This window comes from Desulfosarcina cetonica JCM 12296, from assembly GCF_001311845.1.
In the GTDB taxonomy this organism is placed as follows: Bacteria; Desulfobacterota; Desulfobacteria; order Desulfobacterales; family Desulfosarcinaceae; genus Desulfosarcina; species Desulfosarcina cetonica.
Genome location: NZ_BBCC01000039.1, coordinates 20350 through 40614 on the forward strand (window position 1 = coordinate 20350; position 20265 = coordinate 40614).

At 59.1% G+C, this 20265-nt stretch carries 24 protein-coding genes and 2 pseudogenes; 23 read left to right on the forward strand and 3 right to left on the reverse strand.

Annotated features, from left to right (window positions below; all coding sequences use genetic code 11):
- Position 1 precedes the first annotated feature (1 nt).
- Positions 2 to 274, reverse strand: coding sequence for an HPr family phosphocarrier protein (locus JCM12296_RS11300; protein WP_054692799.1), 273 nt, complete (start codon positions 272 to 274; stop codon positions 2 to 4).
- A gap of 279 nt (positions 275 to 553) precedes the next feature.
- On the opposite strand from JCM12296_RS11300, the gene JCM12296_RS11305 reads away from it, so the two are divergent.
- From JCM12296_RS11305 to JCM12296_RS49015, 14 genes and pseudogenes are all read left to right on the forward strand, one after another.
- Positions 554 to 1207, forward strand: a complete 654-nt coding sequence (locus JCM12296_RS11305; protein WP_054692801.1) for an LOG family protein — start codon at positions 554 to 556, stop codon at positions 1205 to 1207.
- A 208-nt stretch (positions 1208 to 1415) separates the two neighbouring features.
- Positions 1416 to 2237, forward strand: a complete 822-nt coding sequence (locus tag JCM12296_RS11310; RefSeq protein WP_246804164.1) for an ABC transporter ATP-binding protein — start codon at positions 1416 to 1418, stop codon at positions 2235 to 2237.
- Positions 2238 to 2331: 94 nt separating this feature from the next.
- A pseudogene (locus JCM12296_RS11315) lies at positions 2332 to 3489 on the forward strand (AMP-binding protein); the annotation flags it as partial.
- 290 nt (positions 3490 to 3779) lie between these two features.
- Positions 3780 to 4163: a hypothetical protein gene (locus JCM12296_RS41695; RefSeq protein WP_479690857.1), complete on the forward strand. Its 384-nt coding sequence runs from the start codon at positions 3780 to 3782 to the stop codon at positions 4161 to 4163.
- 45 nt (positions 4164 to 4208) lie between these two features.
- Positions 4209 to 5093: a branched-chain amino acid ABC transporter permease gene (locus tag JCM12296_RS11320; protein WP_054692806.1), complete on the forward strand. Its 885-nt coding sequence runs from the start codon at positions 4209 to 4211 to the stop codon at positions 5091 to 5093.
- A gap of 94 nt (positions 5094 to 5187) precedes the next feature.
- Complete coding sequence (locus tag JCM12296_RS11325) at positions 5188 to 6288, forward strand: branched-chain amino acid ABC transporter permease (protein ID WP_054692809.1); 1101 nt, start codon at positions 5188 to 5190, stop codon at positions 6286 to 6288.
- 29 nt (positions 6289 to 6317) lie between these two features.
- Positions 6318 to 6779, forward strand: coding sequence for an ABC transporter substrate-binding protein (locus JCM12296_RS41700; RefSeq protein WP_054692812.1), 462 nt, complete (start codon positions 6318 to 6320; stop codon positions 6777 to 6779).
- Positions 6776 to 7093, forward strand: a complete 318-nt coding sequence (locus JCM12296_RS44200) for a type 1 periplasmic-binding domain-containing protein (RefSeq protein ID WP_054692816.1) — start codon at positions 6776 to 6778, stop codon at positions 7091 to 7093. Before JCM12296_RS41700 ends, JCM12296_RS44200 begins: the two co-directional genes overlap by 4 nt.
- A 107-nt stretch (positions 7094 to 7200) precedes the next feature.
- Positions 7201 to 7557, forward strand: a complete 357-nt coding sequence (locus tag JCM12296_RS44205; RefSeq protein ID WP_054692820.1) for a type 1 periplasmic-binding domain-containing protein — start codon at positions 7201 to 7203, stop codon at positions 7555 to 7557.
- A gap of 26 nt (positions 7558 to 7583) precedes the next feature.
- Positions 7584 to 8396, forward strand: coding sequence for an ABC transporter ATP-binding protein (locus JCM12296_RS11345; protein ID WP_306304007.1), 813 nt, complete (start codon positions 7584 to 7586; stop codon positions 8394 to 8396).
- 48 nt (positions 8397 to 8444) lie between these two features.
- Entirely contained in the window at positions 8445 to 9041 is a 597-nt protein-coding gene (locus JCM12296_RS11350; protein ID WP_157067542.1) for a hypothetical protein, read from the forward strand.
- 104 nt (positions 9042 to 9145) lie between these two features.
- A complete protein-coding gene (locus JCM12296_RS11355) occupies positions 9146 to 10672 on the forward strand; it encodes an AMP-binding protein (RefSeq protein ID WP_054692828.1) in 1527 nt (508 codons plus the stop codon).
- Positions 10673 to 10832: 160 nt separating this feature from the next.
- Positions 10833 to 11735, forward strand: a complete 903-nt coding sequence (locus JCM12296_RS49010; protein WP_306304008.1) for a hypothetical protein — start codon at positions 10833 to 10835, stop codon at positions 11733 to 11735.
- Positions 11648 to 12802 carry a GNAT family N-acetyltransferase gene (locus JCM12296_RS49015; RefSeq protein WP_306304009.1) on the forward strand — a complete coding sequence of 385 codons (1155 nt, stop codon included), beginning with the start codon at positions 11648 to 11650 and terminating at the stop codon, positions 12800 to 12802. The genes JCM12296_RS49010 and JCM12296_RS49015 overlap by 88 nt, the downstream gene beginning before the upstream one ends.
- Here JCM12296_RS49015 and JCM12296_RS11365 read toward each other — a convergent pair.
- Both JCM12296_RS11365 and JCM12296_RS11370 read right to left on the reverse strand, forming a co-directional pair.
- Positions 12771 to 13463, reverse strand: coding sequence for an MBL fold metallo-hydrolase (locus tag JCM12296_RS11365; protein WP_246804165.1), 693 nt, complete (start codon positions 13461 to 13463; stop codon positions 12771 to 12773). The genes JCM12296_RS49015 and JCM12296_RS11365 overlap by 32 nt on opposite strands.
- A gap of 41 nt (positions 13464 to 13504) precedes the next feature.
- Positions 13505 to 13702, reverse strand: coding sequence for a hypothetical protein (locus JCM12296_RS11370; protein WP_054692834.1), 198 nt, complete (start codon positions 13700 to 13702; stop codon positions 13505 to 13507).
- 171 nt (positions 13703 to 13873) lie between these two features.
- Here JCM12296_RS11370 and JCM12296_RS41710 point away from each other — a divergent pair, with 171 nt between their 5' ends.
- From JCM12296_RS41710 to JCM12296_RS11410, 9 genes and pseudogenes are all read left to right on the forward strand, one after another.
- Complete coding sequence (locus tag JCM12296_RS41710) at positions 13874 to 14035, forward strand: hypothetical protein (RefSeq protein WP_218188048.1); 162 nt, start codon at positions 13874 to 13876, stop codon at positions 14033 to 14035.
- A complete protein-coding gene (locus tag JCM12296_RS11375; protein WP_218188049.1) occupies positions 14032 to 14940 on the forward strand; it encodes a 3-oxoacyl-ACP synthase III in 909 nt (302 codons plus the stop codon). The genes JCM12296_RS41710 and JCM12296_RS11375 overlap by 4 nt, the downstream gene beginning before the upstream one ends.
- Before the next feature lie 2 nt (positions 14941 to 14942).
- Positions 14943 to 15566 (forward strand): hypothetical protein, encoded by a 624-nt coding sequence (locus JCM12296_RS11380; RefSeq protein WP_054692837.1) that lies wholly within the window; start codon positions 14943 to 14945, stop codon positions 15564 to 15566.
- Positions 15563 to 15886: a hypothetical protein gene (locus tag JCM12296_RS11385; RefSeq protein ID WP_054692841.1), complete on the forward strand. Its 324-nt coding sequence runs from the start codon at positions 15563 to 15565 to the stop codon at positions 15884 to 15886. Before JCM12296_RS11380 ends, JCM12296_RS11385 begins: the two co-directional genes overlap by 4 nt.
- A gap of 180 nt (positions 15887 to 16066) precedes the next feature.
- Positions 16067 to 17748, forward strand: a pseudogene (ettA, locus tag JCM12296_RS11390) (energy-dependent translational throttle protein EttA).
- A 14-nt stretch (positions 17749 to 17762) separates the two neighbouring features.
- Positions 17763 to 18356, forward strand: a complete 594-nt coding sequence (locus tag JCM12296_RS11395) for a nucleoside deaminase (protein ID WP_218188050.1) — start codon at positions 17763 to 17765, stop codon at positions 18354 to 18356.
- 223 nt (positions 18357 to 18579) lie between these two features.
- Complete coding sequence (locus JCM12296_RS47350) at positions 18580 to 19443, forward strand: YihY/virulence factor BrkB family protein (RefSeq protein WP_054692847.1); 864 nt, start codon at positions 18580 to 18582, stop codon at positions 19441 to 19443.
- A complete protein-coding gene (locus tag JCM12296_RS47355) occupies positions 19365 to 19913 on the forward strand; it encodes a YhjD/YihY/BrkB family envelope integrity protein (protein WP_172683863.1) in 549 nt (182 codons plus the stop codon). Before JCM12296_RS47350 ends, JCM12296_RS47355 begins: the two co-directional genes overlap by 79 nt.
- Before the next feature lie 43 nt (positions 19914 to 19956).
- Positions 19957 to 20265: DUF4126 domain-containing protein (locus JCM12296_RS11410; RefSeq protein WP_157067545.1), on the forward strand; the 309-nt coding region annotated here is incomplete at its 3' end.

Below are 20265 nucleotides of genomic sequence, written 5' to 3' on the forward strand. Positions count from 1 at the left end.
ATTATTCTCCAAACCCGGAACGGATCAACGCCGCCATCTGTTCCAGGGTTTCCATATCGGCTTCATCGTCTATGCTGACGGTGACTTCGGTACCTTGCGGGCAGGCCAGGGTCAGGATGTCGAGCAGTGAGGTCGCATCGGCCCGATTGCCATTTTTGTCAATCCACACACCACCCTTGGCCTGGGCGGCCAGCTTGGCCAGTTGGGCTGCCGAACGGGCGTGCAGTCCCAGGGCATTTACAATCCGGAGGGTTATCGTTTGGGCAGCTTTCATTGCTCCATCATTTCAAAAAAGTTGCGGATTGCTCGCCGGCCAGTGCAGGTTGCGTGGTGTTTTCCGTTACGCCGGACCAATAAAAAAGGGGTCTGCCCCCCTTGATTTAAACTTAATTTAAATATCAATCGCCGCAATTGATGTCAATGTGTAACCCATGGCACCACGATATCCCCAACATATGGTGATCACTCAAAAATTCTGGTATCATGAAATTCCATGGGCGCTGAGCCGGTTTCTGGGGGTGCCGAAGACCCTGATCAACGGAAAGGGAAAGACATGGTAGAGAAACAATTTCTGATCGATGACCTGAAACTGGGCGAATCCTGGCGCTTGTTCAAGATCATGGGGGAATTCGTGGAGGGTGTGGAAGGGCTTTACGATTTGGGGCCGGCGGTCAGCATCTTCGGCTCCGCCCGTACCCGGCCCGATGATCCCCTATACAAGAAAACCGAGTCCTTGGCGGCGCTTTTCGTCAAGAACGGGTTCGCCGTGATCACCGGTGGCGGTGGTGGCGTCATGGAGGCGGCCAATAAAGGCGCCGCCGAGGCCGGCGGTACCTCGGTGGGACTGAACATCCGGTTGCCCTTCGAGCAGAAGCCAAACCCCTACGCCTCGGTCCAGATGGAATTCAAATACTTTTTCATCCGCAAGGTGATGTTCATCAAATATGCGTCCGCCTACGTGGTCATGCCGGGGGGCTTCGGCACCCTGGACGAACTCTTTGAAGTGATGACCCTGGTACAGACCCGGCGCATCCGACCGTTTCCGATCATTTTGGTGGGCACCGACCATTGGGCCGGCCTGCTCGACTGGCTCCGCCGGCAATTGCTCGCCGGCGGACGCATTTCCGCCAAGGACCTGGACATTATCCAGGTGCTCGACGATCCGGAGGCGATCGTCGAAACCGTGCGCAAAATTCTGGTGGTTTAAAGGCTATCGGTTTTTACCCGACAGCCAACCTGTCGTTTTATGAACTTGACACGCCCTCGGGATCGGGTATTAAATGGTGATGAATAAAATTCATTTTATTTCATATGTATAAATTAATGGTTCGTCATACATTTCCATGCAAAATGGATGCGTCCGTCAACATCCACGATGACACTGATCTGACCACACGGCACACGGAGGCGATTCCTTGGGAACGGCAGCTGGGATGAAGCAAGGGGACGAACTGCTCGCGTTATCGGATGTCCACATGCATTTTGGCAAAGTGGCGGCCCTTTCGGGGATCAACCTGACGATCCGAAAAGGGGAGATTCATTCCGTCATCGGTCCCAACGGGGCCGGCAAGACGGTGATGATGAACATCATCAATGGCCTCTACCGGCCCCAGAAAGGCACCATCCGCTTCAAGGGCAAACGCATCAACACGCTCAAACCCCATGCGCGCGCAAAACTGGGCATCGCCCGCACCTTTCAGAAAGTCGAGGTTTTCGGCGGCATGACCGTGCTGGACAACATCCGCCTGGGGCGGCATGTGCATTACCGCTCGGGGATTCTGAGCGGCGCCGTTTACCTGGGCAGAGCCAAAAAGGAGGAGATCGAACATCGGGCCTTTATCGAAGAGGAGATCATCGATCTCCTTGAAATCGAGCAGATTCGCCATAAGCCCGTGGGCATGCTTCCCTACGGGCTGCAAAAACGTGTCGAACTGGGCCGCGCATTGGCCCTGGAGCCGGAACTGCTCATCCTCGACGAACCCCTGGCCGGCCTCAACCTCGAGGAGGTCGAGGACATGGCCCGTTTCATCCTCGATATCAATGAGGAAAAACGCTGGCGGGTGACCTGCCTGCTGGTGGAGCACGACATGGGCGTCGTCATGGACCTTTCGAATCGGGTGTTTGTGCTGAACTTCGGCAATATGATCATGGATGGAACCCCCGAGGCGGTGCAGAACCATCCGGAAGTGATCAAAGCCTATCTGGGTGAAGAGGATCTGTATGCAACACGTGCATAGTCCGGCGACCGGCGGCGTTTCCATCACCAAAGAACTGACCATCCAGAAATTGTTTTACGACCAGGCGCGGCGCTATGGCAAAGGCCGCGTGGCCATGCGTGAGAAGGAGTTCGGCCTCTGGCGGCCGATCACCTGGCGGGATTACTTCGAGAATGTCAAATACCTGAGCCTGGGACTGGTCCGGCTCGGACTGGAACCCGGCGACAAGGTCGCCATGATCGGCGACAACCGTCCCGAAGGCCTGTGGGCCGAGATGGCCACGTTGTGCGCCGGTGGCGTGGCCGTCTGGCTGTTTCAGGATTGCCTCATCGACGAAGTCAGGTACATCCTCGACCATTCGGACACGAAGTTTCTCTTTGGCGAGGGGCAGGAAGAAGTCGACAAGGCCCTTTCCATCCTTGGCGAGTGTCCCCAATTGAAAAAGATCATTTGGGACAACCCCAAGGGGATGCGCAACTATCATCAGGATTGCCTGATCAGCAACAACGCCCTGATGGACCTGGGGCGCGAGCTGGAACAAGCGCAGCCCGATCTCTTCGCGCAGATGGTCCATCGCGGGCATGGCGATGACGTGGCCCTGCTTTTTTATACCTCCGGAACGACGTCGCTGCCCAAGGGGGCGCTGTTGTCCCACAACAACATGCTCACCATGGGACAGCACCTGATGTCCGTGGATCCGTGCTACGACACGGACGATTATGTCTCCTACCTGCCCTTTGCCTGGATCGGCGAGCAGATGATGTCCATTTCCTGCGGGCTTCAGATCGGCTACACGATCAATTTTCCCGAGGAGCCCGAGACCGCCCAGGAGAATATTCGGGAGATCGGTCCCCACGTGATGTTCGCCCCGCCGCGCATGTACGAACAGATGACCCGCTCCGTGCAGGTCAAGCATTTGGACGCCAGTTGGATCAAACGCCAGTTCTTCACCCTGGCCTCCAAGATCGGTTACCACGTGGCCGATCTGAAGTTCGGCAAGCGACCGGTACCGCTGATCTGGAAGCTGCTCGAAAAGCTGGCCTACATCACCGTGCAAAAGAAGCTCAAGGATCATCTGGGGCTCTCCCGGGTGCGACACGCCTACACCGGCGGGGCCGCCATGGGGCCGGACCATTTCCGTTTCTTCCATGCCCTGGGGGTCAATCTCAAACAGATCTACGGGCAGACGGAAGTGGCCGGCATTTCGGTGGTCCACCGCGACGGCGACATCAAGTTCGACACCGTGGGCCACCCGATCCCCGGCACCGAGATCAAGATCACCGCCGAGGGCGAAATCATCACCCGCAGCCCCTCGGTGTTTCTCGGCTACTACAAAAACCCCGAGGCCACGGAAAAAGCCCTGGTGGACGGCTGGCTCTACTCCGATGACAAGGGGTTTCTCGATGAAGACGGTCATCTGGTGGTCTTTGACCGCACCAAGGACGTGTTCACCCTTAGGGATGGCAAACCCTTCTCGCCCCAGTACCTGGAAACCCGTCTTAAGTTCAGCCCTACATCCGGGACTCCTGGGTCATCGGTGATAAGAAGGACTTCATTTCGGCCGTGCTGTGCATCGACTACAACGTGGTCGGCAAATGGGCCGATGAGAAGAAGATCAATTACACCAGTTATCAGGAACTGTCGCAGAAACCCGAGGTCTACGCCCTGGTGGAGAAACAGATCCGCCAGGCCAACCAGGATTTGCCCGATGCGGCCAAGGTCGTGAAGTTCACCAACCTGTACAAGGAATTCGACGCGGACGACGACGAGTTGACCCGCACCCGCAAGCTGCGCCGGGCGTTCGTGGAAAAGCGCTATCGCGTGATTGTCGACGCCTTGTACACGGCGGCCGACAGCGTCCATATTGACACCACCATCAAATACGAGGACGGACGCGAGGCCCACATCAACACCGACATGCGCATCATCCACCTGGCCGACGGATGACCGGATCTTGCCCCACTGAAGCAGAAAGACAAAAGGAGAAGCCCGATGGAACTGTTTCTAATGACGCTCACGACCGGTATCATGGTGGGCGGCATCTATGCCCTGGTCGCCCTGGGATGGGTATTGATCTACAAATGCTCCGGCGTGCTGAATCTGGCCATGGGAGAAATGACGCTGATCGGTGCCTACGTATCGCTCAGCTTTTACTCCATGGGCGTGCCCTTCCTCTTGGCGCTGGCCATTTCGCTGATCATCGGGTTCGTTCTCGGCATCCTCACCGAACGGATTTTTCTGGACAAGCTGATCGGCGAGCCGGTGCTCACGGTGATCATGGTCACCGTGGGGCTCTCCTTTTTCTTCAAGGGCACCGTCGAGTTCATCTGGGGAACCGACACCCGGGTCTTCACGCCGCCGGTCTTCTCCATCGAGCCCATTCACATCGGTCCGTTGATTGTCGGCCAGGTCTACCTGTGGAGTTTCGTGGCGGCCATCGTGCTTCTGATCGTCTTCGTCTGTTTCTTCAAATACACCCGTTGGGGACTGGCCATGCAGGCGACCGCCGATGATGAGATGGCCGCCTTGTCCGTGGGCGTCAGCGCCCGCTACGTTTACGCGGCCGCCTGGGCCATCGCCTTCATGGCCGCCGGGGTAGGGGGGACGCTTTTGGGCAACATCAACGGATTGAACATCTCGGTCAGCTATCTCGGGCTTCTGGTGCTGCCCGCGGTGGTGCTCGGCGGGCTCAATTCGGTGCCCGGCGCCATCGTCGGCGGCATCATCATCGGCGTTTTACAAAACCTGTGCGGCACCTACCTCGACCGCTACTTTCCCGGCGCCGTCAAGGAGATCGCGCCCTTTGCCTTCATGGCGATTTTTCTCCTGTTCAAACCTTATGGGCTGTGGGGATGGGAGCGGATCGAAAGAGTTTAGTTGGCGTCCAGAAATGGCCAATGGGCCCGATATCGGCGTTATACGAAAAATTTTATGAAACGAACATGAATCGTTAATCGAAAACGGAGTCGTTATGTCGACAACCTGGCTTCCCTGCGGGGTTTACCATGAAACCTATGCCCAGGATCATGCCTGGTGGCAGACCCGCTTCATTTGCGGCAAGATGGTCCTCTTGGCAGTGCTTCTCTTCGGGGTCATTCCGTTTTTCGCGGATTCCTACGAGCTTAGCGTGTGCAACCAGATCGGCTACACGATTCTGGGGGCGCTCGGTGTCCAGCTGCTGATCGGGTTTTGCGGCCAGATCACCCTGGGGCATGCGGCCTTTCTGGCCGTGGGGGCCTATACCAGCACGCTCTTGATCCTGGAGTTTCCCTGGCCTGCCTGGATGATGCAGTGGGGCCTGGCCTATCCGATCAGCATCGTCGCGGCGGCCATCGTGGCCGGCCTCTGGAGCGTGCTGTTCGGCCTGCCATCGGCGCGGGTCAAGGGCTTCTATCTGATTTTGACCACCATGGCGGCCCAGTTTATCACCGTGGACTTCATCATCACCCAATACATCAGCCAGATTGGCGGCCGGGGCCAGGCGTTTTCGCTCCCGCCCGGCACCATCAAGGTCGGCCCCTGGGTAATCGACAGCGATCTGAAGGTCTATTTCATGATGATCGTGCTGGTGATCGGTTGTGTGACCGTACTGGCCAACCTTCTGCGCTCACGGGCCGGAAGGGCCTGGGTCGCCATCCGCGACAACGATGTTTCGGCCGAGGTAATGGGCATCAACGTGGTTAAGTACAAGCTGCTGGCATTTTTCGTGGCCGGTTTCATCGGCGGCATCGCCGGGGCCTTCTGGATCAGCAATCTGGCCGCGGTCAGTCCCGAGCATTTTCCCTGGTTCTGGTCCCTGTGGCTGGTGGGGGTGATTCTGATCGGCGGCGTCGGCTCGATTCACGGGGCGATCTTCGGCTCGATTTTCATGGTGGCGATCATGGAACTCCTGCAACTGGCGGTGATGCCCCTGGCGGACAGTTTCCCGAAGCTTTTGATGGATTTTCTCTTTATCAAGGAGGCCGCCTTTGGCCTGGCCATCTGCATGTTCATGATTTTCGAACCCAACGGGTTGGCCTACCGGTGGTGGCAGGGGAAGAACTACTTCAATCTTTGGCCGTTTTCATATTGACGGATCGGAACGAACGAAAGGGGAGGACGATGAACACAAAACGGGTATGGACCACAATACTCATCATGGTGACGGCGCTGGTTTTTGGCGGTTCCCCCTTGGCGGGGGCCGAGGTGATCAAGATCGGCGCGCTCAGTGACATGACCGGGGCGACTTCCGATGTCGGCAAGGATTACGCCCTGGGCATCGCCGAAGCCATCCACTACATCAACGATACGGGCGGCATCAACGGCAAGACGATCAAGCTCTACCAGTTTGACTATGGCTATCGGATTCCCGAGGCCCTCACCAAGTACAACCTATTCAAGCGCTTGAAATGCGTGGCGATCCTGGGCTGGGGGACCGGAGACACCGAAGCCCTGGCGCCGACGGTGGCCAAGGATAAGATTCCCTATGTCTCGGCCTCCTATTCAGGCCACTTGTGCAAGCCGGAGAAGACGCCCTACAATCTATTCTTTGCCACCGACTACTCGACCCAGTCCCGCGGTTGATCACGTCCTGGTTCGACAAGAAATGGCCAACCAAGCCCGACTACGGCAAACGCAAGCCGCGCATCGCCATGTGCTACATGTTTGCGTCCCCCTTCAGCAGCTCATCCATCAAAGCCGCCAAGCAGCAGGCGGAAATGCTCGGTTTCGATATCGGTCCGGATCAGGATGTATCCCTGTTCGCCATCGATACCAAGAGCCAGATCCTGGCCTTGAAGGAGTTCAAGCCGGATGTGCTCCTGCATACCAACACGGTCATGTCCGTTGCCGCGACCTGCGGGATGCCTATGCCCTGGGGCTCGGCGCGGACAACCTGATCAAGTGCTGGGGCTTTGACGAGAACCTGCCCAAGCTGGCCGGCAAGGCCGCCGAAGGCGCCATCGGATGTGCGCCCTGGGCCTTTTACGGCCTGGATGTGCCGCTGATGGACAAGGTCATCGAATATGCCAAGAAATACAACCCCGGCATCCCCCAGGAGAAAAGGACCATTCACACGGTTCAGGCCTGGGCCAATGCCCTTGGCCTGGCCGAGGCGTTGCGCCTTGCCGACAAGGCCGGCGACCTGAGTGGCGAGGGGATTCTCAAAAAGGGATTCGAAACCATGCGGGGCTATGAAATCGGCCTGGGCATCGCGCCGGCAACGTTTACGGCCACGGACCACCGTTCCCAGAGCGAGGCCAAAATCTACGAGTACAAAAATGGCCAGTTTGCGCTTATCGACGCGGTTGACCTGAAGAAGCGCTGGCCGGAGAAGTGGGAAAAAGAGTGGCTGGGTTGGTAAATTCGCGTCCCATGGAGGGTTAGCCCTTGTCCGCAGAGAACATGATCCTGAAGATCAACAACATCGAAGTCAAATACCATGAGGTGATCCTTGTGGTGAAGGGGGTCTCCATCGAGGTGCCCGAAGGTGGCATCGTTGCCCTCCTGGGGGCCAATGGCGCCGGGAAGAGCACGACCCTGAAGGCGGTTTCCGGTCTGTTGAAACACGAGAACGGTGCGGTGACGGATGGCTCCATCGAATTCATGGGTGAGCGGATTGACAAACTGGGGGCCGAGAAGATCGCCAAGATGGGGATTGTCCAGGTGATCGAAGGCCGCCGGGTGTTCGAACATCTCACCGTCGAGCAGAACCTCAAGGTGGGCGCCCACATGCGAAAATACGGCCGTTCCATCAAGGAGGGGCTCGACAAGGTGTATCATTATTTCCCGCGTCTGTGGGAAAAACGCCACGAAACCGCCGGATTTATCAGCGGCGGCGAGCAGCAGATGACCGTTGTGGGACGCGCGTTGATGACCCGCCCCAAGCTGATTTTGCTGGACGAGCCGTCCATGGGGCTGGCGCCCTTGCTGATCCATGAAATTTTCAACATCATCCAGCAACTCAACCGCGATGAGAAGATCTCGATTCTGCTGGTGGAACAGAACGCCAAACTGGCGCTCAATGTGGCGCCCCATGCCTATGTGATGGAGACCGGCCGGATCGTCATGGACGATTCGGCCGAGAAACTGCGTGAGAATCCGGACATCAAGGATTTCTATCTCGGCATGACCGACTTCGGGCGTCGAAAAAGCTTTCGCGAGGTCAAGCACTATAAACGCCGGAAGCGCTGGCTTGCCTAAATCGTGTCTATTTCCGGATAGACACTTACAATTAAAGGGGGGGAGAAGATGCAGAGAAAAAGAATATGGCGGGTGATGGGGTGCGTGCTGACGATCCTATTCATGCTTTCGGGCTGTGCCGGAATGCCGGCCAAGCCGACCGAGAAGAACTTTCAGGCACCGGTGGTCACCCTGGACAACATGGAGGTCACCCATGCCTTCGGGTACTGGTACTACTCCAAGAAAGTCGCGCCCACCAAGGGTAAGGCCGATGATGTGGGCGCCCCCCTGGATTTGGCCTTTACTTTCAATCTGAAAAATCCCAACCCCTTTCCCGTGCAGATGGAAAGTCTGAAGTTTTCCGTCTTGTTTGAAGAATTCGAACTCAACACGGTGAGCACCGATGCCACCCAGTGGATTCCGCCGGGGATGACCAACCAGGTGCGGGTACATGCCCATTTTGATGTGCGGCAATCCCTGCTCAGCCTGCTGGTGACCGGCGGGTTCAAGCTCAAGGAAAAAGGCACCGACGCCTGGTCTGCCCTGGAAAAATGGTGGACCGGTATCCCGAATTACGAAATTCCGGTAACGGTCGGTGGCGGTTCCGCTGTTTTCAAGGCCGACGGCCTGGTCAAGGTATCCACCTTCGAGGCGACCTTTCCCTGAAACGCGGCCTGTGCCGAAGCTAACCATGGCTGGCATCGACATGCGGATTTGTGGTATAACCCATCAAAAACAATAAAAACAAATGGGTTGGCTCAGGAGGGGGCATGGGGCTTTACGATTTCAGCGTGTATGATCTCATCCGGCGCAATGCGGTTTGCTACGCCGGTCTGCCGGCCTGGTTCGAGGCCGAAACGGGAAAGACGATTCATTTTGGGGATTTCAAAACCCAGGTGGATCGGCTGGCCGCCGGGCTGCAGCAGGCCGGCGTTCAGGCGGGGGATCGCATCGGCATCGTGGGGAAGAACAGCCTGGGCTTCTTTCAGTTGGTGGGCGCCGCCGCCGCCCTGGGTGCCATCGTGCTGCCGGTCAACTGGCGTCTTTCCGCCGGAGAGGTGGCCTTCAACCTGAACGACGGCACGCCGGTGATGGTTTTCGTGGATGATGAATTCGCTCCGGTGATCAGCGGTGTTCGCGATCAACTGCCCTCGGTCAGGCGATTCGTCAATCTGACCGAGGCCGGCCCCTTCGAGGCCTTTGACGCCTTGACCAGCGATGCGCCCTCTGTCCCCAAGCCTGTCGACGCCGACACCGGCCTGGTCATCATTCATACCGCCGCGGTGGCCGGCCGGCCGCGCGGCGCGCTGCTCAGTCATGCCAATCTGCTCTGCGCCAGCCTGCACTTCAACCACTGCTTCGGCCTGACGACCCATGACGTGCACCTGAATTTGCTGCCCCTGTTTCATGTGGCCGGTCTCTTCATGGCCGTTGCCGCCTTCCACACGGGCGTCCTTAACGTCAACATGAAGCGTTTCGATGCGGCCGAGGCGGTCGCGCTGATCCAATCCAAACGGGCCTCCGTCTTTTTCGATTTTTCGCCGATTCTGGGCGCCATTTTGGATGAACAGGAAAAGACCGGGGCCGATATCTCCTCGCTGCGGGCCGTGATGGGGCTCGATGGCAGCGATACCATCGAACGCTACCAAAAGGTCACCGGCGGCACCTTTTACAGCATGTACGGCCAGACCGAGACCGCTTGCCTGGCGGCCCTGGGACCTTACGACGATTGCCCTGGCGCGGCCGGCCGACCGATTGCCATGGGCGTTGTGACCCTGGTCGACGAGGCCGACAACCCGGTGCCCACCGGCGAGGTGGGAGAAATCACCCTCACCGGCCCCATGGTTTTCAAGGGATATTGGAATCTGGCGGCGGACAATGCCCACACCTTTCGTAACGGGCGTCATCACACCGGCGACATGGGCCGCATGGATGCGGATGGCTTTCTGTGGTTTGCCGGGCGCAAACCGGAAAAGGAACTGATCAAGCCTGGCGGTGAAAACGTCTATCCGGCGGAAGTGGAGGCGGTGATTCTCGAGCATCCGGCGGTCAGCCAAGCCGTGGTGATCGGCGTGCCGGACCCCAAATGGAAGGAAGGCATCAAGGCGGTCTGCGTGCTCGCGCCGGGCCAGTCGCTCACCGCCAGGGACCTGATCGACTTCGTCGGTCAGCGCATCGCCCGCTACAAGAAGCCGCAGTATGTCGAATTTGTCGACGCCTTGCCGGAGAAAAACGGCGTTATCGATCGCGATGAAGTCAAAAAACGGTACGGCGGCGAACAACACGGGCAAGCGTGATGAACTCGTAAGAAATTGCGTATCCGACGGATTCGTAAGAAGCCCGAGATCAAGGCTTGCGAATTCTGAGGAGGGAGGCATACTTAAGCGTACGCCGCAGTGACGAAGAATTCGCGTAACGCCGATATCGGGCTTCTTACGAATCCGTCAAGGGAAATCCATGGGAACACACCCCTCCTGGGCAGACGACTACGTCCGAAAAACCTGCAAGGCGGCCGAGGCCATCGACCGGATCCGGCCCGGCCAGCGGGTGTTTATCGGCTCTTCCTGCGGCGAGCCCCAGCATCTGGTGCGGACGCTTTCCAATGCATCGGAGCGCTTGGCCGATCTGGAGATCATCCGTCTCATGTCCCTGGAGACCACGCCCCTGTCGCTGATTGCGAGCAAAAGCAAGGGCGCCAGTCTCAATATCCGCCAGTTCTACTCCGGGTCGGCCAAGCCCAAGGCCATCGCCCGCCATTCACGCTTCATCACGCCCATGAACCTGTCGGCGGTCCCCCGGCTGTTCAAGAGCCGGCGCCTGCCCATTCATGTGGCCTTGATCCAGACCACCCCGCCGGACGATTTCGGCTGTCTGAGCCTGGGGGTGTCGGTGGACATCACCCTGTCCGCCGCCCTGTCCGCCGATTTGGTGATCGCCCAGGTCAACCCGCGCATGCCGCGCGTTCTGGGGCGCAGTTTCCTGCACGTCAACGATGTGGATCTGTTTGTGCCGTATGAGGAGCCCCTGATCACCCTGGCAGCGACGCCTGAATTAAACGCGGCCGATACCATCGCCCAGTTGATCGCCCGGCTCATCGACGACGGATCCACGATCCAGATCGGCCCGGGCACCACGCCCAAAGCCACCCTGGCGGCGCTGAAGGACAAGAACGACCTGGGCGTTCATACCCAGTATCTGACCAGCCCGATCATGCATCTCTTCTCGCGCGGGGTGATTACCAACGCAGAAAAGGGTACAACGAGGGCAAGATCGTGGCCTCCAGCGCCGTGGGCTCGGCCGACCTCTACGAATTCATCAACGACAACCCGGTCATCGAATTGCATCCGTCGGAATACGTGAACGATCCGTCGATCATCGCCCGCCATCATCGCATGGTGGCGATCAACGTGGCCATGGCCATCGATCTGACCGGTCAGGTGGCGGCCGACGCGCTGCCCTATAACCATTTTTCGGGCGTCACCGGCATGCTCGACTTCGTGCGCGGGGCGGCCATGAGCGAGGGGGGCAAATCGCTTCTCTTGTTGCCCGCCACGGCCATGCAGGGCAAGAAGAGCCGCATCGTGCCGATGCTCAGCGATACGGCCGTGGTTGTCCCGCGCAGTGACGTGCATTACGTCTGCACGGAATTCGGGGTGGTCAATCTGTTCGGCAAGAGTTTTCAGGAACGCGCCCTGGCCATGATCAGCATCGCCCATCCGGATTTTCGCGACGAACTTTTCAGCCAAGCCAAACGCATGGGCATCCTGGGCGCCGAGCAGGTTCAGAAAGGCGCCATTACCGGCGTCTATCCCCTGCGCCTGGAAGAGACCCTCGAGATCGACGGTGAATCGGTGACCATCCGCCCGGCCAAGCCGGTGGATGCGCGGCGCATCCAGGAACATTTTTACGACCTGGATCCCGAGGATGTGGTCGCACGCTTTTTCCACCGCCGCGAGCGCTTCGACGCCCGGGAGGCGGGCGAGGTCTCCCAGGTGGATTATATCAGCAACCTGACCATCGTCGCCGTGGTGGGCGAGTTCGGCTTCGGCCGGGTGGTGGGCATCGGAGAGTACTTGCTCGATCCGGGCGTGAACATGGCCGAAGTGGCCTTTTCGGTGTCACGAGAATGGCAGGGCAAGGGGTTGGGCGGCTTGATCCAGAAGAAGCTCGCCGAGGGAGCCCGGGATAAGGGCATCGCCGGTCTGTTCGCCTATACCGACCCCGACAACCCGGCCATGATCCGCCTCTTCGAGAAATTACCCTACCGGATCGAGCACAAGATGGCGGATGAGATGCTGATGCTGAGCTGCCGTTTCGACGAACCGGCTTCCGAGGTTGATGATTCTGACGGTTTGAGCGGCCATCGGTGGCGTAGGGGCGAAAGATTTTTCGCCCCTACCGGGTGCGGTTCAATTCCTCTCGGCTGAAATAATATCCCGATTTTTCGATAATGCGACCCTCGTCGAGCAGCCGTGCCAGGTTTTTGCGGATCATCTGGGTCTCAAAGATGCGCTGCATCCTCGGATCGGGCATGCGGTTATTGTAAAACGGCGAGGCTTGGATCATCGCCTCCAGATCCACTCCCTGGCACAGGGCCAGCACGGCCATCTTCTGTTGTTCGAACCGTTCCAGAAATTGCGCAAAGGCCGCATCCGCCTTCTTGCCGGCGATCGGACGCTTATGCGAGGATCCGACCCATTCACAGACCATATCCCGCAGCATCATGACACTTTGCCGAAACCGGTCGATGTCGCCTTCCGGGTTGCCGTACCAGGGGCCGAAACCGGTGAAATCGATATCCGTGGTCAACAGTGTTCGGGTGGTGGTCTCCAGAAAACAGTAGTGATCCCTTAAATGGCCCGGCGCGTGAATGGCCCTTAGCTGAATGGCGCCGAAATCGAGGACATCGCCATCGGTGAAGCGGCGGTCAGGCGGGCGCAAGGGATGGATGCCCAGACGATCCCGCACCACATCGGTCCAATAACGGGCATCGGCTTCCCCTTCCACGAAGCGGCGGCCCAAAAGAACCAGATCCTCCACTGTTTCCGGGGTTTCGGCCGGCAACCACAACTGACGATCGCGCAACACATGCCAGGCCAGAATGTGATCGGGGTGGGAGTGGCTGATGATCAGGCGTCGATGCGGATGTTTTCATCGATCTGCCGGATCCGGTCGGCGCCGATGCCGCTGTCGATGAGCACGGTTCGATTCCCCATCAACAGGAAGCCGTTGCAATGGGGGAAGCGGGCTTTTCCCGGTCCGCCGGCCAGATAGACGTTTTTGGCCACCGGGTGAATGAAGGGCAGTGTTGCAAATGGGTGGTTCATGGGTGCAGGCGCTTTCTCGCGAAACGGTTCAAAGAGGTGTTCAAGGTCATTTCTCGGTATCCTATTTTGTCTTGAATTTAAAGGGATTCCTGCGGATTTTGCCGACGATGGCCGTAGCCGGTACCGATCGGCCATAGCGATTGGCTGTTTTCCCCGCGCCGCAAGCATGCTATGGGTGCCCCCATCGTCGCCAGTGCCGAAAGGAATGCCATGAAACCGCTGTTTTTCAACAATGTCGCCATCGAAGCAGTGGCATATGTTCTCCCCACCAAGGTGGTCACCTCCACCGAGATCGAATCGCAACTGGCCGCCACCATGGCGCGCTGGGCATGAAACCGGGCATGTTGCAGGGGCTCACCGGCATTCGGGAACGGCGTTTCTGGGAAGCCGGCCAGCAGGCCAGCGATGTGGCCACCCTGGCGGCCGAAAAAGTGCTGGCCCGAACGGGCATTCCCCGCGAGGCCATCGGCTGCCTGATCAGCACTTCGGTTTCCAAGGACTATATCGAGCCGTCCGTGGCCAGCCTGGTGCATGGCAACCTGGGGCTGGCCGACCACTGCATCAGCTATGATATCGGCAATGCCTGCCTGGGATTCGTCAATGCCATGGCCAGCCTGGGCATGATGATCGACGCCGGTTTCGTCGATTACGGGCTGATCGTGGACGGCGAGAATTCCCGTGACGTGGTCGCGGCCACCCTCGACCGGTTGCGCAAACCGGATGCGGCGGCCGAGGCTTTCCGGGATCAGTTCGCCACCCTGACCCTCGGCTCTGGCGCGGTGGCCATGATTTTGTGCCGGAGCGATCTTTCCACCAGCGGCCATTTACTCAACGGCGCGGTGACGCGTGCCGCCACCCGGCACTGCCGCCTTTGCCTCGGCCAGCGGGATTACATGACCGCCGATGCGTCCAAGGTGATGATTTTCGGAGTGGACCTGGCCAAACAAACCTGGGATTTTGCCAGCCAGGTGCTGGCCAACTGGAGTGATGCGGAGATTGATGCCTACATTCCCCACCAGGTCAGCCAGCGCAACATGGACGTGCTCAATGCCAAACTGGGGCTTACCCCCCAAAAGCACCACCTCAATTTTCCCACCCTGGGAAATATCGGTCCGGCGGCCGTGCCGATCACCCTGGGTCAGGCGGCCGAGACCGGCCGTATTCGCCCGGGCAATCACGTGGCCCTGATGGGTATCGGCAGCGGCCTGAACTGTTCGATGATGAGTGTGACCTGGTAACCATGCCCACGGTGGCCAACCTACGGCAGTCGCTTTTGGTTCTCTTTGCCATCGTCTGCGCCATTTTGCTGTTTGTCGGCGGACCGGATCTGGTGCATGCGCGTTCCTTCAAGCGCGCCTGGGATCTGGGGCACATCCCTGCCTTCGCCGTTTGGACGCTGCTGCTGTTGCGCGGATGGCCACGCTTGGCAACCCTGGGGTGGGTGACGCAGGTGGTGGTGGTCGTTTTGTTGACGGTAAGTGTCGGCGGTGCCGTAGAGATCGCCCAGGGTGCGGTTGGCCGCTATCCCGGATGGCTGGATGTGGAGCACGACATCCTCGGTAGTCTCCTGGCGCTCTTTTTTGGGGCTCCCGGCCGATTTCACCTGCCTACCCACTGGCGACGCCTGGCCCAGGTGGCGATTCTCGGCTGGCTGCTGCTGGCGTTGGTGCCGGTGGGCCGCGCCTGGTGGATGAATGGGACATGGTCCGTGCGTTTCCGGTATTGGCCGATTTCGAAGCGCCGTTTGAGTTGGAACGCTGGTCGGGCAACGCTCGCCTTTCCGTTGATCACACCATCGTCGCCAGCGGGCGGGCCTCCCTTTGCATCGATCTCAACACGGCCCAATACAGCGGTGCAAGTTTGAGCTACTTTCCCGGCGACTGGCGCGGGTGGCGATGGATCGTTTTCCGTGTCTACAATCCCGATGACAAACCGATCCGCCTGGTCTGCAAGATCAACGATCACCCGCATGATGTCTCCGGCTACCGCTACGCGGATCGCTTCAACCAAACTTATGCGATGCACCCTGGATGGAACCGCATCCGCATCCCCCTTGAGGCCGTTGCCACGGCGCCCAAGGGCCGCCGCATGGACCTGTCGCGGATTACCGAATTCAACCTGTTTAGCGTCAGGCTGCCCGAACCGCGGCGGGTTTATCTTGATCGGCTCGTCCTTGAACGTTGAATAACCGGCCATTGCAGGCTGGCGCGGCTTAAAATGCACGTTCCACTTTGGTAAAAATGATGTTATCATCACTGCCAACCGCCATTACCAGCGATTATTCATGAACAGATCCGATTGCCGGCGAAGTCGCCGCCGCTTCTGAAATAAAGACCCATACCAGCACAAAGGAAATAACGATCGATGCCTACCGATCCCAATAAAGTCATCTACTCGATGATCCGCGTGAGCAAATTCTACAACAAGCGGCCGATCATCAAGGATATCTCCCTGAGCTACTTCTACGGCGCCAAGATCGGTGTTTTGGGCCTCAACGGCTCGGGGAAAAGCACCCTGCTGAAGATCATGGCCGGCGTGGACAAGGAATTTAACGGCGAAACCATCCTCTCCAAGGGGTATACGGTGGGCTACCTGGAGCAGGAGCCGCTGGTCGACGAGACCAAAAGCGTGCGCGAGGTCGTTCAGGAAGGCGTTCAGGAAACCGTTGATCTTCTGGAGGAGTTCAACCGGATCAACGAAAAGTTCGCCGAACCCATGTCCGACGAGGCGATGGACAAGCTGATTCAGCGCCAGGGCGAGGTGCAGGAGAAGCTCGACGCGCTGGATGCCTGGGACCTGGATGCCCGCCTGGAGATGGCCATGGATGCCCTGCGCTGCCCGCCCGGCGACACGCCGGTCAATGTGGTTTCCGGCGGTGAGCGACGTCGCGTGGCCCTGTGCCGCCTGCTGCTGAAAAAACCCGACATCCTGCTTTTGGACGAACCCACCAACCACCTGGATGCCGAGACCGTGGCCTGGCTTGAGCAGCATTTGCAGCAGTACGCCGGCACGGTCATCGCCGTCACCCACGACCGCTATTTTCTGGACAACGTGGCCGGTTGGATTCTGGAACTGGATCGCGGCCATGGCATCCCTTGGAAGGGCAATTACAGCTCCTGGCTGGAGCAGAAGCAGGCCCGTCTGGCCGGCGAGGAGAAGTCGGCCAGCGAGCGCCAGAAGACCCTCGAGCGGGAGTTGGAGTGGATTCGCATGGCGCCCAAGGGGCGACGGGCCAAATCCAAGGCGCGCATCACCGCCTACGAGCAGTTGCTCGGGCAGGAGAACGAACGCCTGGCCAAGGAGCTGGAGATCTATGTCCCGCCGGGACCGCGTCTGGGCAATGTGGTCATCCAGGCCAAAGGGGTGTCCAAGGGGTTCGCCGACAAGCTTCTGGTGGAAAACATGGAATTCTCGTTGCCGCCGGGGGGGATCGTCGGCGTGATCGGTCCCAATGGCGCGGGCAAGACCACCTTGTTCCGCATGATCACCGGTCAGGAACAGCCGGACAGCGGCACCTTCACCACCGGCGAAACCGTTCAGCTGGCCTATGTGGATCAGAGCCGCGACGTGCTCGATCCGGAAAAGAACATCTGGGAGATGATCTCAGGCGATCAGGACACGCTGGCGCTGGGGGATCGGCAGGTCAATTCCAGGGCCTACGTGGCGCGGTTCAATTTCTCCGGCACCGACCAGCAAAAAAAGGTGGGGGTGCTTTCCGGCGGCGAGCGCAACCGGGTGCACCTGGCGCGCATGCTTAAATCCGGCGCCAACGTGCTGCTGCTGGACGAACCGACCAATGACCTGGACGTCAACACCATGCGCGCCTGGAGGAAGCCTTGGAAAATTTCGGCGGCTGCGCCGTGGTGATCAGCCACGATCGCTGGTTTTTGGACCGCATCGCCACCCATATGCTGGCCTTCGAGGGAGACAGCCAGGTGACCTGGTTCGAGGGCAACTACTCGGATTACGAAGCGGACCGCAAGAAACGCCTGGGCGCGGCGGCCGATCAGCCCCATCGGATCAAATACCGCCAACTGACCCGCTGACGATGCGGTTTCCCTTGGTTGAAGTCGCCTTGCCGGCCTGGATCGATGCCGTGGTGTCCGATCCGGCGGCGGTCTATCCGGACCTTGACGCGCAGATGGCTTTTGCGATCGAGCTGGCCCGCCGCAATGTGGCGGCCGGCACCGGCGGTCCGTTCGGCGCCGCGATTTTCGACATGCACACCGGCCGGCTGGTGGCGCCGGGAGTCAATCGCGTCATGGCGGCGAACTGCTCGGTGGCGCATGCCGAAATCACCGCCATCATGATTGCCCAGAAAATCCTGGGGACCTGGGATCTCGGCGGTGAGGGGTTGGCCCCCCTGCGGCTGGTGACCAGTACCGAGCCGTGCGCCATGTGTCTGGGCGCGGTGGTCTGGTCGGGCGTACGCCAATTGGTGTGTGGTGCCCGCGACGCCGATGCCCGCCGGATCGGTTTTGACGAGGGCCCCAAGCCGGCCGAATGGGTGGCCGCGCTTGAAAGCCGGGGCATCGCGGTGATTCAAGACGTCCAACGTCAGGATGCGGCGGCGGTTTTGGCGCTTTATCTGGATCAGGGAGCACTGTATACAACGCCAGGCAGGCGGAATGGCCCGGTGGGTAGGGTTCCTTGAAACCGCTCGCCGGAATTGGCGCGATTCTGGCCAAGTACGCGTTCACAGGGTTGAAATAACCAATGTTTTGTAACTTCCGGATCAGTAAGCGTTTACAGGGTGCCGCAGATGTGCGGCGCCGGGCACGCAGACGTATTGGTCATACTTCAAGTGTCCGGCAACAAAGCAGATGTGGTACCTGTGAACGCTTACCTGGCCAACAACCTGAAATGCACCCACGACCATGGACAAACTCAAAACACGGGTAAAGAACGGCCACGCTTTTTTCACGCGAACCCTCTGGTCCCTGCGTCGCGACCAGCTGTCACTGATACGTTGGATGGGGGTTCGCTTGCTGCGGACGCTGATTCTTTCGGTTCAGGGTTTCAGTCGCCACCAGGGAACCTTGCGTGCGTCGGCCCTGACCTTCTTCACCCTGCTATCCCTGGTGCCCGTGGCGGCCATGGCCTTCGGCATCGCCAAGGGATTCGGGTTTGAACGCCGTCTCCAGCAGGAGTTGATGGAAAGCTTCTCGGCCCAGCAGGAGGTCGTTCAGCAGGTGATCACCTTTGCCCAGAACATGCTGGACAACACCAAAGGCGGCATGATTGCCGGTATCGGCGTGGTGGTGCTCTTCTGGGCGGTAATCAAGGTCCTCAGCAATATCGAGAACGCCTTCAACCATATTTGGGGGGTGCGTTCAAGGCATCCGATCCGCAAGCTCAGCGACTATCTTACCATCATGCTGATCTGTCCGCTGCTGGTGATCATGTCCGGCAGCCTGACCGTTTACATCACGTCCCAGGTGTCGGCCATTTCCGGCCGGTTTCATCTGCTGCAGATGGTCGGTCCGGCGATCTATCTGGGCCTCAAGCTACTGCCTTTTACCCTGATCTGGATTCTGTTCACCCTGGTGTATTTGATTATGCCCAACACCCGGGTGCGTTTCGATGGTGCGCTGCTGGCCGGTGTGATCGCCGGCACCGCTTACCAGCCGTTCAGGCGGCGTACATCCATTTTCAGATTTTCGTGGCCAAGTACAACGCCATTTACGGCAGCTTTGCCGCCTTGCCGTTGTTTTTGGTCTGGTTGCAGGTCAGTTGGCTGATCGTGCTCGTGGGTGCTGAGATTTCTCACGCCTATCAGCGTTCGGACCATGCGGACGACACCGCCGGCGGGCAACGGCTCAGTATCCGGCAGACCCGCTTGCTCTGCCTGGCGATCTGCCGCCACGTCGTCCACCGCTTTCATCAGGGACAACCGGCCGAGACACCCACCCGGATCGCCGCCGCCATCGGGCTGTCGGCGGTGCTGGTGGACAATCTGACCGAACGTCTGGTAAAAGGCGGGATTCTTGTGCGCATCGAAAACGATGCGACCGGGGAAGCCGCTCTACAACCGGCCCGGGATACCGACGGGATGACCTTTGCGTGGGTGCTGGAGGCCTTGGACCGGGTGGGCGACAACGATCTGCCGATAATGCATCTGCCGGTCGTTCAGCGGCTTGCCGATGATTTGGCCGCTTTTCGCGAAATATTGGAACGGTCGACGGCCAATCGGCGGCTGGTGGATGTTTGAGCGGCGGTTTGAACGGGATGACCTCATGAGGAGGTAAACAACCATGGAAAACGTTACCCATATCACCAACATCATTGCCCTGACCATGGGCGCGGCCTGGGCCGCCGGAATCAATCTATACGCCACCATCGCCACCCTGGGATTTCTGGGAGCGACCGGCAATATCACCTTGCCGCCGGATTTGCAGGTGCTGGCCAACCCGCTGGTCATCGGCGCGGCCGGTGTGATGTACGTGGTCGAGTTCTTTGCCGATAAAATGCCTGGTGTGGATACCGGCTGGGATACGATCCATACCTTTATCCGCATCCCGGCCGCGCTTCTGGCCGCCGGTGCCGTCGGCGATGTGGACCCG